We start from the raw sequence: 13,123 nt of genomic DNA, 5'->3' as shown, positions 1-13,123 counted from the left end.
CTGGACAGACCAGATGCACAAGTGGACGGTCCAGTTTCACGCGAACGGGTAGTTCCGCTTGCGCTTGCAGACGGGCGTCGGGAGGTACGGAGCAATGAAGCAGGGGACGGTCGGCGGAGCATCTGTCGTCAGGCGCTGGCAATTGGCCGCCACGCTGAAGTCGCTGCGTGAGCAGGCAGATCTCACGCAGGAGCGCGCCGTTGAACTACTGGTGAGACAACCAGGACGCTGGTCCCGGCCGAAGTTGTCCCGGATCGAGAACCGTGAACACAACGTCAAGCCGCGCGAGGTGGAGCAGATGCTCGACGCCTACGGCACCTCGGACGCTGCGATCCGGCAAGCGCTCGTGCGACTGGCGGCAGACTCGCACGAGCCGGGGTGGTGGGTGAAGTTCAACAACGAACTCCCGGAGGACGTCCGCCCGCTGCTCAGTATCGAGGCGGGTCTGGTGGCGCAGCGGGACTTCCAGACCATGCTCGTGCCTGGCCTGCTGCAAACCGCCGATTACGCCCGAGCCGTGTTCAACGCCGTGCATCCAGGCGCCTATCTGCCCGACGAGTTGGAACGCAGTGTGGCTGCGCGCATGGTGCGGCAGCGAATCCTGGACAAGGAGGACCCTCCGCAGCTGCACTACATCCTCGATCAGGTCATCCTGGAACGTGTGATCGGACGGCCATCAGTCATGCGTGACCAGTTGCACAAGTTGCTGGACATGGCAGAAGACCCCAACGTCACGCTTCAGATCCTGCCCGCCGCCTGTGGCGGCAGCCCTGGGCTCGAGGGGCCTTTCTGTATCCTCACGCTGCCCGATCCCATCCCGGATATCGGCTACGCCGAGGGCCCGGCGGGTAGCATTTACATCGAGGACCGCGAGCACGTACGAGCGTGCACTCTGCGATTCGGAATTCTCACCGAGCAGGCTCTCTCTCGGACCGACTCGGTGCAGGCGATCTCCGAAGCACTCAGGAGCTATCAATGACCGATCAGGTGGGGAGCGAGCACATGTCACAGGAAGCCCATCTGGCGCAGGCACATTGGCGCAAGAGCAGCTTCTCCGGCGGCGGCGGCAACGGCGGTGGCCAGTGCGTGGAGGCGGCCGCGCTTTCGGACGGGCGGATAGCCGTTCGGAACAGCAAGCAGCCCGAGGCCGGGGTCGTGTTCTTCACCCGTGCGGAGATCGGCGCTTGGCTCCAGGGTGTCAAGGCCGGGGAGTTCGACGACCTCGCCTGACCGGGCGGGGGCGGTGACGCTCCGCGAGCCGGGTGGGGGCGAAGCCCACTCGGCGCGTGCCAACTCAGGCCGCACCTGTTCCGGCACAGCGCGGTGAAGCAGAAGGCGCCGCGCGGGACGCCGTCCTTGTCGACGGAGGCGGCGAAGGGGGCGGCCGCCCGGCCGCCGCCCTCCGCCCGCCCCGCAGAGCGCTACCGCTTGCGGCCCACGGCGCAGAACGCGTCCACCTCTTCCGGTTCGCCCCACGGGCCGGACTCCGGGCGCCAGCGGGTGCAGGAGACCACGCCGGGGTCCACCACCTCCATGCCCTCGAAGAAGGCGCCGATCTGCTCGGGGGTCCGCAGGACCAGCGGGGCGGATCCGGAGGAGTTCCACAGCGCGACGATCTGGTCCGACCGCTCACGGTGGATGACGTTCGTGCCGTCGTACATGACCATCCAGCTGCCCGGAGGGAGACCGGCCATCAGACGGCCCACGACGTCGTAGGCCTCCTCGTCGTCGGTGACGAACTCCACGATGCCCATCAGCAGCAGGGCGACCGGCTGGGTGAGATCCAGCGTCTTCGCCGCCTGCGCGAGGATCGCGTCCGGATCGCGCAGGTCGGCGTCGATGTAGTCGGTGGCCCCCTGCGGAGTGCTGGTCAGCAGCGCGTGGGCGTGCGCCAGCACCAGCGGGTCGTTGTCGACGTAGACGATCCGCGACTCGGGGGCGATCCGCTGTGCCACCTGGTGCGTGTTGTCCACGGTCGGCAGGCCGGTGCCCACGTCGAGGAACTGGCGGACGCCCTCCTCGCCCGCCAGATGATGCAGGGCGCGGTGCAGGAAGTGCCGGGAGGCCAGCGCCAGGCGTGGCACGTCCGGCAGGATCTCCTTGATCTGGTCGCCCACCTCGCGGTCGGCCTGGTAGTTGTCCTTGCCGCCCAGCCAGTAGTTCCAGATCCGCGCCACATGCGACACGGAGGTGTCGACCCCGGGGGGAGCGGCGGCGCCCGGAACTGGTGAGTCTTGTGGCATGGGGAGATGCTCCTGCCGTGCGTCGGTGTCTTTGCTGGCCCCAACCTAGCCCGAACAGCCCCTGCTCAGCTTGTCCTCTGACCTTGGGTGTCCTGTTCCATCGCAGTTGGGGCGTGGTCGAGCGCGCCGCTTTGAGGAGGCGCTCAACCTCCCATGGCGAGGAACTGGCGGGCGCCGCGCAACGTGGTGTGCAGCTTGTGCTGGGTGGCGCGGCTGTCGAGTCGGACGTCGAGCGCCCCGGGAAGCGCGCTGTTGGCCCGCAGGCCCGCGGGCAGTCGGGAGGCGTCGAGCCCGTCGCGCCTGGCGATGAGGGTTCCGAGTTCGTGACGGCTCACGGCGTGGGCTCCTGCCAGATGGTGTACCCCGGTCGCCTCGCCGGATGCGAGTTCCAGCAGGGCGGCGGCCAGGTCGGCGACATGGACGGGGCAGCGGATGTCGTCGGTGAACAGGACGCCGTTTCGGGTACCGGCCGCGAGCTCGTGCACCGCGAGTACGTGCACGGACTGCCGGTCGCCGATGATCAGCGAGGTGCGAGCGATGACGGCATCCGGGTGCGCGAGGTGAATCCCTGTCTCCGCTGCGGCCTTCGCCGCGCCGTAGGGGGTGACAGGGTCGGGGAGGCAGGATTCGTCGTAGTGGACGCGGGCGCCGGAGAACACCGCGTCGCTGGATACATGGACCAGACGGCAGCCGTACTTCGCCGCAGCCATCGCCAGGCGGACAGGGCCTTCGGCCGTGACCGCCCAGTCGGATTTGCCGCTCGTCGAGTTGAGGACGAGGCGCGGGGCGACCTCAGCGAGGACTGCTTCCACGTGCTCGGGTTCCCGCAGGTCGAGGGCGTGCCATGTGACCTCCGGAGTGCTGCCGGGCCTGGTCGTGTAGGTCGCGGCCGTCGCGTGCCCGGCCGCTACCGCCTGGCGGACCAGCTCAGTGCCCAGGAAACCGCTACCGCCGATGATCAGGATCGTCATGACGCGACACAGTAGGTGATCCTCGCGCCGCTCCAACTCCGATGAGGCCGCTCCAACTTCACCGTCGGGACACCGGGCCGAAATGCCCCTCGAACGAAGCCGCTCACCTGGGCATTCGCCGGATACGGAGGCGGCCTTCGTCTGACCATGTGCTGCGACCAAGGTGCGCTGACCAGACGAAGGCCGTGAGGGTGAGCCTGCTGCCTGAAGCTGGCGTGGGGGAAGCGTTCGCGGAAGCGTCACGCTTTCGGGACGAGTTGTATGCGTGTCCGACCGTGCGAGGAGACGAGCTGTTCGAGCTGGCGGATGCGGTGTTGTGTGCAGTTCCACCACCGAGTTCACCGCACCCGGCGGAACAGACAAGAGTGTGCCGGTGCGACTGCTGGACCAGTACAGGGACCACTCCTCGCGCGCGGGGTCGTACAGCCGGAGGGTGAGCCCCGCCGAGCCCGTCGTCGGGAAGACGATCTCGTCGAAGCTGGCACCGCCGTCGAAGTGGCGGGTGGCGTGGGTGACTCCGGGGAATTCCTCCCACTCGCTGGTGTCGTCGAGGAACGCGGCCGACGCGAGCCTCAAGTCGTTCGCGCACATGGCCGTCGCGGCGCAGGTCGGCTGCAGCTGGTGCCTCGACATCGGCTACTTCCTGGCGCAGAACCAGCACTTGGACCTCGCCAAAGCGAGCCAGGTGCTGCGCTGGCGGGAGTCGGAGGTCTTCACACCACTGGAGCGGGACGTGCTGGAGTACGCCGAGGCCATGACGAACACGCCGCCGACCGTCACCGACGAGCTGTCGGCGCGCCTGCTCGACCGGCTCGGCGCGGCGGCGATGGTCGAACTCACCGTGTTCATCGCCTTTGCCAACTTCGCGACACGGAGCAACACGGCGCTCGGGATCGAGTCGCAGGGCTTCTCCGCCGCGTGCGAGGTTCCGCTGGCCGGGCGTCCGGCGCATTCCGGCGCAGCGTCGACGGCATGAGCGACGGCACGACCGACGACCCCTTCGTCACCCATCGCCCGCTGCTGCTCACGGTCGCCTACGAGATGCTGGGGTCGGCGGCCGACTCGGAGGATGTGCTGCAGGAGTCCTGGCTGCGGTGGGCGGACGTCGACCGGTCGCAGGTGCGTGACCCGCGGGCGTACCTCATCCGGGTCGTCACCCGGCAAGCGCTCAACCGTCTGCGGACGTTGTCGCGCCGCCGCGAGGAATACGTGGGTGAGTGGCTGCCGGAACCGCTGCTGACCAGCCCGGATGTCGCCGAGGACGTCGAACTCGCGGAAAGCGTCTCGATCGCGATGCTGACCGTGCTGGAAACGCTAGGGCCGACGGAGCGGGCGGTGTTCGTGCTCCGCGAGGTCTTCGAGGTGCCGTATGGCGAGATCGCCGAGGTCATCGGGAAGTCCGCGGCCACGGTGCGGCGGATCGCGCGCCGGGCACGCGAGCATGTGGCGGCCCGGCGGCCCGGCGGCCGCGGGTGAAGGTGAGCCGGCCGGAGCAGCAGGCCGTGGTGGAACGGTTCCTGGCCGCGTTGCGCACCGGCCGGCCGCAGGATCTGCTGGACGTCATGGCACCGGATGTGGTCCTGACCGCCGATGGTGGCGGGCTGGCTGCCGCCGCTCTGGCTCCGGTCCACGGGGCCGCACAGGTGGCGGTTGTGCTCGCGCGCGCGAACCAGACGGCGGCCGGGTTCGAGATGACGGCAGTGTGGCTCAACGGCGCTCCTGCGGGCCGGGTCGAGCTCGATGGAGAGCTGGGCGCGGTGAGCCTTCTGGTGGAGAACGGGCAGGTCACCCGGGTCTACGTGATGAGAAACCCGCGGAAACTGACGCGGCTGGACGAGCCGGCCGAGCTCGCCAGGTAGACCACCGCCGCTCCGGCATCCTGGGTGTTCCGGGTGGAAGCCACCCGGAACACCCGGGCAGGGCGGGGGCGCAGGTTACCGCTACCGTGCGGTTTCGGCTGTTGTCAGTGCGACCGCCTAATGTGTCCGTCGTGACTGAGCATGCCCCAGCGATCATCCCGACCCCGGCCCCCGGCCCCGCAGCCGACGAGGGGCTGGCGCGTCGGCTGCGCGCGCTGGCCTGCACCGCCCCGCTGCACGACCTCGACGTGCGCAAGGCCAACCTCGCGGGGGAGTACGGCAGATATGCGATGGCCGAGGTCGCCCTCGCCGCCATCGATCTCATCACGCTGAACATGGACTTCGACACCGGCGCGGACCACGATCAGGTGGTGGCCCGGCTGATGCCCCGCATCGCAGCCCAGGGCCCGCAGCGGAGCGCGGCCGAGCACGAGCGCGTCGCCCGCTGGGTGCTGGAGAACCTGATCAACGTCGGCAGTGTGGACCGCGGCTTCCGCGCGGTCTACGGCACTTTCACCCCCGACGGCGCGTATGTCCGGCGCGACTACGACTTCAAGCTCGTGGAAGAGGTGCACGGGCCCGGCGGCGTCGTCTGTCTGCGTACCACCGACGAGGCCGTCAACGTGCTGGTGGGCGCACTCGACACCGATGTCACCAGCGCGCAGATCGCCGCCGAGGTCAAACTCGAAGTGCTCATCAGCCGCGGCCGCCTCGCCGACGCCCAGCTCGCCGCCGAGCAGGCCCGCTACCGGACGGTGCAGTACGCGGAGACCCTGCGCCGCACCCTGGAGGCGACCCGGCGCAACGTCCGCGCGGTGGACTGGCTGCGCACCGTGCCCGACATGATCACCGAGGCTCTGGACCACGTAGCCGACCGCTACCGGCACGAGAACGCCATCCTCACCAACATCCGCCGGGCGAGGGACGAGGCGGAGGAAGCGGACCACAAGCGCCGGGCCGCGGAGCTTGTCGACATAGTCAAGGACTGCATCCGCCGCCACACCCAGCTCCAGTCCCGGCTGCTGGAGGCCGGGCCCCTCTTCCGTGCCGAGCAGGACCGCCAGGCCTTCGCCCCGGCGACGGCCCACGCCGGGCTGGACCTCTACGGGCAGCTCGTCGCGCCGCTGCTCCCGCTCGCGGTCGAGCAGGCCGGCAGGGTGACCGACGCCTTCTTCGCACACGGCGCCGGTCTGCGCACGCCGGGCGCCGTCCGCCTCGGCGATCTGATCGACCTGCTGCTGACGCCGCCCGCGCCGCGCGAGCACCTCGGCGCCGAGATGCCCGAGCCGGACCTCATCGCCACCCCGGACGACAGCCGCTTCAGCACCGGACAGCTGGACGCGGCGAGGGAGCTGCTGGACCTTCCCGCCGACGCCCCGCGCAGGCTGTCCGGGCTGCTCGCCGACGCCCGCAGACGCGACGCCGAGCTGCCGTACCTGGTCGCGCTGCTGGCGGTGCACGCCGCGAGCCCGCCGGTGGGTACCGCCTACCGGCAGGGTGAGCGCCGGCTCCTGTTCGGCGTGGACGACGGCACCGAGCTGGACGATCCGGAGTTCGGCGGCGCCGACCTCATCGTCGGTACGGCGATGCTGGACGCGGCGGGCATGGCAGCGGACCGCACGGAGGCGGCATGACACCCGCCCCCGGCGTCCCGGCCTGGCGGTCTGCTGGGCCCGTCCGTCCGGACGGGCCCAGGGCTCCGGAGGCGCCAGCGGTCCGGGGCCGCCACGCTGCCCCGGAGCACGGTGCGGCGCGGCCGGAGGCGCGCGCCCCGGCCGCGGGGCCGGGGGCCGGGGCGGAGCCCCGGATTCGGGAAGGGGCGGGACTGGGGCAACCCACCCGCACGCAAGCACACACGCACACCGGACGGGAAAGCTGAAGCACCGTGACCGACTACGCCCTCGATGCCGACACTGCGGGCGCCGCACGCCTCGTCTCCTTCGGACTGCACCCCAAGCTGCTCCCCGCCCGCGACGCCGAGTACGGCGAACTGCTGCGCCGCTACCGCGAGGAGCCCGCCTTCGCCCGCCTCGCGGACGCCGTCGCCACCGGCCTCGGCCTGGTGGTCCTGGAGGTGTCGGCCCGCGCCGGGATGGCCGTGGCCGCCGCCGAGGACTCCGTCTTCGCCGTCCGCATGGGCGACTACGCCCGCCGCGCCACCGCCGATTCGGCGGACCGCTTCCTGCACGGCCTCGCACACCTCGCGGTCGCCGCCATGGCCTTCCCCCGGCCCGCGGACCTCGCCGACGACGGGTACATCGGCAGGATCAGCGTCAACGGCGTTGACGCCTTCGTACGGCAGGCGTGCCGGCGGCTGGAGGAACGCGCCCAGGAGCAGGGCGAGAACACCGACCCGGCCAGCGACAGCCCCGGCCTGGAAGCCTCCTGGCGGGTCTACGCACGGCGCAGTGCCACCGGCGCGACCAAGGACGCGCGGCGGCTGGCCGGTTCGACGACCGGCATCATCGCGAAAGCCGTCGCCTTCCTCGCCGATTCCGGCTTCCTGCAGCGCACCGGAGACGACTCGGGCGGCACCTACCGCACCACCGCCCGCTACCAGCTCCAGGTGCGCGACACCGCGGGGAGCGCGGCCATGGCCGAACTCCTGGAGCTCGGCATCGTGCCCGTCAGCGACGGCAGCGCGAGCCTGCTCCCGCCGGACGGCACCGACGGCCTGGAACTGGCCGCGGACGCCGGGCTGCCCTTCCACGAGAGCGGCGGCGCCTGACCGCTCCCATCCGCCCCATCCCCATCCCCTCCCCACGCGACGAGAGCCGAACGAGAGTCCCCCGCCATGTACGAGCTGTCCCGGATCCGCCTCTACTCCATCGGGCCCGCAGGTGCGCGCTACGCCGACACCGTGCTGGACCTGCGCGGGGTCGGCGAGCCGGTGCCCAGCCCGGCGCCCACCCAGGCGGACTTCTTCGAGGAGGAGGCCACGGGCCCGCCCCGGCGCCCGGCCCCCGCCGGAGTGCTGTTCCTGGAGAACGGCGGCGGCAAGTCCGTACTCCTCAAGCTGATCTTCTCCGTCATGCTGCCCGGCCACCGCAACACCCTCGGCGGTGCCAGCTCCGGCGTGCTGCGCAAGTTCCTGCTCGCCGACGACTGCGGGCATGTCGCGCTCGAATGGCAGCACACCCGCACCGGCGAGACAGTGGTCGTCGGCAAGGTGAGTGAGTGGCGCGGGCGCCAGGTCTCGGGCGATCCGCGGAAGTTCGCCGAGGCGTGGTACGCCTTCCGGCCGGGCCCCGGGATGAGCCTCGACTCGCTGCCCGTCGCCGAATCCGCGGCGCTGCGCCCCGCGGTCGAGGGCGCTTCGGCGGCTCGTGGCCGCCGCCGCACCATGAAGGGCTTCCGCGACGTCCTGACCGAGACGGGGAAGGCGTACCCCAACCTCGACGTCCACTGGGAGGAGATCCAGGAGCGGTGGAACGAACACCTCACCGGCCTCGGTCTCGACCCCGAACTCTTCCGCTACCAGCGCGAGATGAACGCTGACGAGGGCGAGGCCGCCGGCCTCTTCGCGGTGAAGAACGACTCCGACTTCACCGACCTTCTGCTGCGCGCCGTCACCGACACCCGGGACACCGACGGCCTCGCCGACCTTGTGCACGGCTTCGCGCACAAGCTCGGACGCCGCTTCGAACTCACCGCCGAACGCGACTTCACCGCGGGCTCCCTCGACCTGCTCCTCCGGATCACCGAGGCGGCCGACTCCCGCGCCCGCACCCGCGACATACACGCCGGTGCCGAGCGCCGCACCCGCACCCTCGCCCGTCGCCTGGGCGCACGCGGCGCCCAGGAGCGCGAGCGTGCCGCCGAGCTCGCCGAGCAGCTCGCCACCGCCGACGGCGCGGTGGCCGCCGCCGACGAATCGCGCTCCCGTGCCGCCCTTGTCGCCGCCGAACTCGCCTACCGGCACGCGTCGCTTGCCCTGGCCGCCGCCGAGAAGGCCGCCGCCGGGCAGCGCCGCGAGCTGATCGAGGCCCGCACACTGCATTCCGCATGGCAGACCGCGGAGACGGTGCTCCGGCACCGCGCCGCCACCGACCGCGCCGCCCGGGTCGCGGCGGCCATCCGGGAGGCCGAGCGCGACGCCGCGCCCGCGCTCGCCGCCCGCGCCGAGGCCGCCGCCGCACTGGTGCGGGCCCTGCACACCGCCGCCGCCGAGGGCGAACGCGCCGCGGCCGAGCAGGAGGAGCACTCGGCAGTGCTCCAGGCCCGGAGCGAGGAGGCGCACCGGGACGCCACCGCCGCCGCGACCGAGGCGCAGCGCGCCCGCAGCGAGGGTGATCACCTGCGGGAGCGCCTGGCTGAGGTCGAGCAGGAGACGGCCGAGGCGGTACGGGCCGGCTGGCTGGACGCGACCGCCCTGGACGCCGACCCGGCCCGTGCGGCTCTCGCCGCGGGCGATGCGGAGAAGAGCGCGGCCGCCGCCTGGGACACCGCCCGCGAGGCGGCCCGCCGCGCGGCCGACCAGGCACAGGAGGCCGGTGCCGAACACTCCCGTGCGGAACTGAGCGCCGCCCGCGCGGCGGACGCGGCCGAGGCGGCAAGGTCGGCGTACGCGGCGGAGCACGGCGCCGCCTGCGCCCTCGGCGCCGAACTGCGGCTGGCCGAACTGCTCGGCCTGCCGCACGCGTCCGCGCCGGAGGCCACCGGGGACGCGTCCGCCGAACGGGCCCTGACCGCCGAGGAGCTGGACGGTTACGCGGACGAACTGCGCACCCTGCTCGACGACTCGGTCGCCACCTCGGAGCGGCGGCTGTTCACCCTCCGTACCGCCGCCGCCGACGATTCGCGGATGCTCGGCGCCCTCGGCGACGGCGGGCTGCTGCCGCCCGGCCCCGATGTGCTGGCGACCGTCGAGTACCTCGGCGAGCACGGCATCCCGGCCCTTCCCGGCTGGCGCTATCTGGCGCAGGCCGTCGACCCCGCCGACCACTCCGCCATGCTCGCGGCACGCCCCGAACTCGTCGACGGCGTCGTCATCACCGACCCCGCCAGCCACCAGCGGGCACGCGAAGTGCTGGGCGCGGCGGCGCTGCTGCCGCGCTCCGCCGTCGCCGTGGGCACCGCCGCCGCCCTGCTCGCTCCCACCCCCGCCCCCGGCACCGAGGAGCGTGCGGTCTTCCTCGTACCGCCGAACCCGGCAATGCACGACGAGCGGGCCGCCGACGAGGAGCGGCACCAGCTGCGCCGGCGCGCCCTCGACCGGGACGAGGAGATCCGCGCCCTGGCCGTCCGGCTTGCCGACGACCGTACGCTGGCTGCCCGGCTGGCCTCCTGGCGCACCGGCTGCCCACCCGGGCGGCTGGGCGAGCTGGCCGCCACCGCCGAGCGCGCGAGCAGCGCCGCCGTCGAAGCCGAGGAGTCGCTCGCCGAGGCGCGCACCGCCTTCGAGGAGGCGCGGCAGGCGGCGGCCGAGACGGCCGAGGTGCGCGACGAGCGGCAGGAACGCGCCCGCCACGCGACTCGCTCCGCCGACGCGCTGGCGGGTCTCGCCTTCCGGCTGCGGGAGCGGGCCGGCTGGCAGGCCCGGCTCCGTGAGCTGGCGGACGAGCGGGCCGTCCCCGAAGCACGCGCCGCCGCCTGCCTGGAGCGGGCCCGCGCGGCCGACGAGGACCGCCGTGCCGCGCAGCGCGCCGCCGATGACGCCCGCCGCACCGCGCGGGCGCTGCGCGCCGAACGTGCCGAGATCGCGGGCGTACCCGACGGCGCGGGCACCACCGACAGCACCGGCACCGCAGACCCCGGCAGTGCAGGCCCCGGCACCGCAGACCCCGGCAGTGCAGGCCCCGGCACCGCAGACCCCGGCGCGTCGCCGTCCGCCTCGCTGCCCGACCTGAGGGAGGCATACCGCTCCGCCTCACAGCTGTACGAGAAGGTCGGCGTCGGAGCGGACCTGCGTGCCGAACAGGCCCGTGCCGAGAGCGATGAGAGCGCCGCCCTCGCCACCCTCGACCGGCTCACCAACAAGGTCCGCACCCGCGCCGCCCAGCTTCTGGAGGGTCCCGAGGGCGCCGACGGCCCCTCCCGTCAGGCCGCCGCGTCCCGGTCCGAGGCGCTGGTACAGATGCTGGAGACCCGCGCCTCAGCCGCCAGCGAGCAGCTCGGCAGGCTGCGTGGCGAGGCCGAACGCCTCGCCCCGGCGGACGCGGCGCACACCGACCTGCCCCCGGAGCTCGTCCCCGCCGACGCCGAGCAGGCCCAGACCCTGCTGCGCACCGCCAACGCCGAACTGGCCGCCCGCCGCGCCGAGCTGGAATCCGCGCGGGAGGCCCGCGACGGCCTCCGGCAGGCCCATCACGCGGCAGGCGAGGCCGCGGGCGCCTTCGAGGACACCGCCGCCCTGCTCAGCGACCTCCTGCGCGAGCCCCAACACTCCGCCGCGGAGACGGAATCCCCCGAGCCCTACCCGGGCAGCGCCGGGGAAGCCGGGCGGGCCGCCGCCGAGTCCCGCCGCTCCCTGCGTGGCTGCGCCGCCGACCTCACCGCCGCCGAGCAGGCCGTACGGGAGGCGAGCGACGTCCTGGTACGGCATGCGAACGCCACCCGGTACGAGCAGGTGCGTACGCCCGCCCGGCAGCAGATCCGTGAACTTCCCGCCGCCGCCCTGCCGGAGCACGCCGGCGCGTGGGCCGAGGCGTTCGCGCCCAGGCTCCGGGTCCTCACCGACGAGCTGGAGCAGCTGGAGCGGAACCGCGACAGCATCGTGGACCGGCTGCGCGGCCTCGTCGAGTCCTCCACCGCGACGCTGCGCGCCGCCCAGCGGCTCTCCCGGCTGCCCGAGGGACTGGGGGAGTGGTCCGGGCAGGAGTTCGTGCGGATCCGGTTCGAGGAGCCCGACCAGGCCACCCTCACCGAGCGGCTGGGCGAGGTCATCGACGAGGCGACCCGCTCTGCCGTCCGCAAGAACAGCGATCTGCGCCGTGACGGCATGTCGCTGCTGCTGCGCGGGGTGGGCGCGGCACTCCAGCCGCGCGGCGTGTCCGTGGAGATCCTCAAGCCCGACGCCGTGCTGCGGGCCGAGCGCGTGCCCGTCGGTCAGATGGGGGATGTCTTCTCGGGCGGCCAACTGCTCACCGCGGCCATCGCGTTGTACTGCACGATGGCGGCACTGCGCAGCAACGACCGTGGCCACGACCGGCACCGGCACGCGGGCACACTCTTCCTGGACAACCCCATCGGGCGCGCCAACGCGACCTACCTGCTGGAGCTCCAGCGCGCGGTCGCCGACGCGCTGGGCGTGCAGCTGCTCTACACCACCGGCTTGTTCGACACCACGGCGCTGGCCGAGTTCCCGCTCGTCATCCGGCTGCGCAACGACGCCGACCTGCGGGCGGGCCTGAAGTACATCAGCGTTGAGGAGCACCTGCGCCCCGGCCTGCCGGTACCGGAGACGGACGGCGAGCCGGTGCACGGAGAGATCACCGCGACGCGGATGTACCGCCGCCCCGAGGAGCCGAGCGCCCCCCAGCCGAGCGTTCCCCCGCAGAGTAGTGTTCCCGCCCAGGACGGCCCCGCGCGGCGCGCCGCTTCGCAGCGGGGCCCGGTGGAGCCGCGTTGACCGGATGCCCCCGGCCCGGCCGCGGCCGGGCCACGCTGCTCGGTTCGGAGACCACTCCGTGCCGCTGCACCCACACCTGCCGGGTCACCCACACATCCAGTACGCACCACGTCGCCACCACCGTGCCGGCGAGGGTGCCCAGCACCATCGGGAAGGCCAGCCAGACTTCGGCGAGCGAGCAGAGTACGGCGACCATCAACAGCACCAGGGTGAGTGCGACGGCTATGACGGCACGCACGGCCGCCGCCCGGACCGGATCCGGCAGCCGAGGCTTGGCGTACATGATTTTTTCACTCCCCCTTCACGCGCTCTGACATGCATAACCTTCTTCGCGCGTGTCTTGTGCCACATTCACCGAAGGTGTCTCGGGGCATCGACGGACAACTCAGGATGAGGCACCCTGGACCACCGGTTGAAGGTGGGGACACATCGCGAGTCGACCGTCCCGCAGTAGTAGGCTCGCGCCGTTTGCTGTCGAAA

8 protein-coding genes and 3 pseudogenes are annotated in these 13,123 nt (G+C 72.5%); 8 read left to right on the top strand and 3 right to left on the bottom strand.

Annotated elements, in window-relative coordinates:
• Positions 1–94 precede the first annotated feature (94 nt).
• On the top strand, positions 95–979 hold the full coding sequence (locus LHJ74_RS32465; RefSeq protein WP_260221897.1) for a helix-turn-helix domain-containing protein: 885 nt from the start codon (positions 95–97) through the stop codon (positions 977–979).
• The gene (locus LHJ74_RS32460; protein WP_260221896.1) at positions 976–1,230 is read left to right on the top strand and encodes a DUF397 domain-containing protein; all 255 of its coding nucleotides are present in this window, start codon (positions 976–978) and stop codon (positions 1,228–1,230) included. Before LHJ74_RS32465 ends, LHJ74_RS32460 begins: the two co-directional genes overlap by 4 nt.
• A 191-nt stretch (positions 1,231–1,421) precedes the next feature.
• On the opposite strand, the gene LHJ74_RS32455 is transcribed toward LHJ74_RS32460, so the two are convergent.
• Both LHJ74_RS32455 and LHJ74_RS32450 read right to left on the bottom strand, forming a co-directional pair.
• Positions 1,422–2,243 carry an SAM-dependent methyltransferase gene (locus tag LHJ74_RS32455; protein WP_260221895.1) on the bottom strand — a complete coding sequence of 274 codons (822 nt, stop codon included), beginning with the start codon at positions 2,241–2,243 and terminating at the stop codon, positions 1,422–1,424.
• Between the two features lie 143 nt (positions 2,244–2,386).
• A complete protein-coding gene (locus LHJ74_RS32450; protein ID WP_260221894.1) occupies positions 2,387–3,214 on the bottom strand; it encodes an SDR family oxidoreductase in 828 nt (275 codons plus the stop codon).
• A 191-nt stretch (positions 3,215–3,405) separates the two neighbouring features.
• Between LHJ74_RS32450 and LHJ74_RS34300 the strand changes: the two are divergent.
• The 6 genes and pseudogenes from LHJ74_RS34300 to LHJ74_RS32425 all read left to right on the top strand — a co-directional run.
• Positions 3,406–3,558 (top strand): annotated as a pseudogene (locus tag LHJ74_RS34300) (NF041680 family putative transposase); the annotation flags it as partial.
• Positions 3,531–4,190 carry a carboxymuconolactone decarboxylase family protein gene (locus LHJ74_RS32445; RefSeq protein WP_375546886.1) on the top strand — a complete coding sequence of 220 codons (660 nt, stop codon included), beginning with the start codon at positions 3,531–3,533 and terminating at the stop codon, positions 4,188–4,190. The pseudogene LHJ74_RS34300 and the gene LHJ74_RS32445, both read left to right, overlap by 28 nt.
• Positions 4,187–5,073 (top strand): annotated as a pseudogene (gene sigJ / locus LHJ74_RS32440) (RNA polymerase sigma factor SigJ). Before LHJ74_RS32445 ends, sigJ begins: the two are co-directional and overlap by 4 nt.
• A 131-nt stretch (positions 5,074–5,204) precedes the next feature.
• The gene (locus LHJ74_RS32435; RefSeq protein WP_260221893.1) at positions 5,205–6,707 is read left to right on the top strand and encodes a hypothetical protein; all 1,503 of its coding nucleotides are present in this window, start codon (positions 5,205–5,207) and stop codon (positions 6,705–6,707) included.
• A gap of 251 nt (positions 6,708–6,958) precedes the next feature.
• Positions 6,959–7,801, top strand: coding sequence for a hypothetical protein (locus tag LHJ74_RS32430; protein ID WP_260221892.1), 843 nt, complete (start codon positions 6,959–6,961; stop codon positions 7,799–7,801).
• Positions 7,802–7,867: 66 nt separating this feature from the next.
• Positions 7,868–12,643 carry a coiled-coil domain-containing protein gene (locus tag LHJ74_RS32425; protein ID WP_260221891.1) on the top strand — a complete coding sequence of 1,592 codons (4,776 nt, stop codon included), beginning with the start codon at positions 7,868–7,870 and terminating at the stop codon, positions 12,641–12,643.
• Here LHJ74_RS32425 and LHJ74_RS32420 read toward each other — a convergent pair.
• A pseudogene (locus LHJ74_RS32420) lies at positions 12,591–12,926 on the bottom strand (hypothetical protein); the annotation flags it as partial. The gene LHJ74_RS32425 and the pseudogene LHJ74_RS32420 overlap by 53 nt on opposite strands.
• Between the last annotated feature and the right edge of the window lie 197 nt (positions 12,927–13,123).

The sequence above is a fragment of the Streptomyces gossypii genome, from assembly GCF_025165795.1.
GTDB lineage: Bacteria > Actinomycetota > Actinomycetes > Streptomycetales > Streptomycetaceae > Streptomyces > Streptomyces gossypii.
This window is presented reverse-complemented; position numbering and strand designations above follow the sequence as displayed.

Bases quoted from the DNA above. Each gene is read 5' to 3' on its own strand.
- LHJ74_RS32465 (WP_260221897.1), top strand. From the start codon at position 95: ATGAAGCAGGGGACGGTCGGCGGAGCATCTGTCGTCAGGCGCTGGCAA.
- LHJ74_RS32460 (WP_260221896.1), top strand. From the start codon at position 976: ATGACCGATCAGGTGGGGAGCGAGCACATGTCACAGGAAGCCCATCTG.
- LHJ74_RS32455 (WP_260221895.1), bottom strand. From the start codon at position 2,243: ATGCCACAAGACTCACCAGTTCCGGGCGCCGCCGCTCCCCCCGGGGTC.
- LHJ74_RS32450 (WP_260221894.1), bottom strand. From the start codon at position 3,214: ATGACGATCCTGATCATCGGCGGTAGCGGTTTCCTGGGCACTGAGCTG.
- LHJ74_RS32425 (WP_260221891.1), top strand. From the start codon at position 7,868: ATGTACGAGCTGTCCCGGATCCGCCTCTACTCCATCGGGCCCGCAGGT.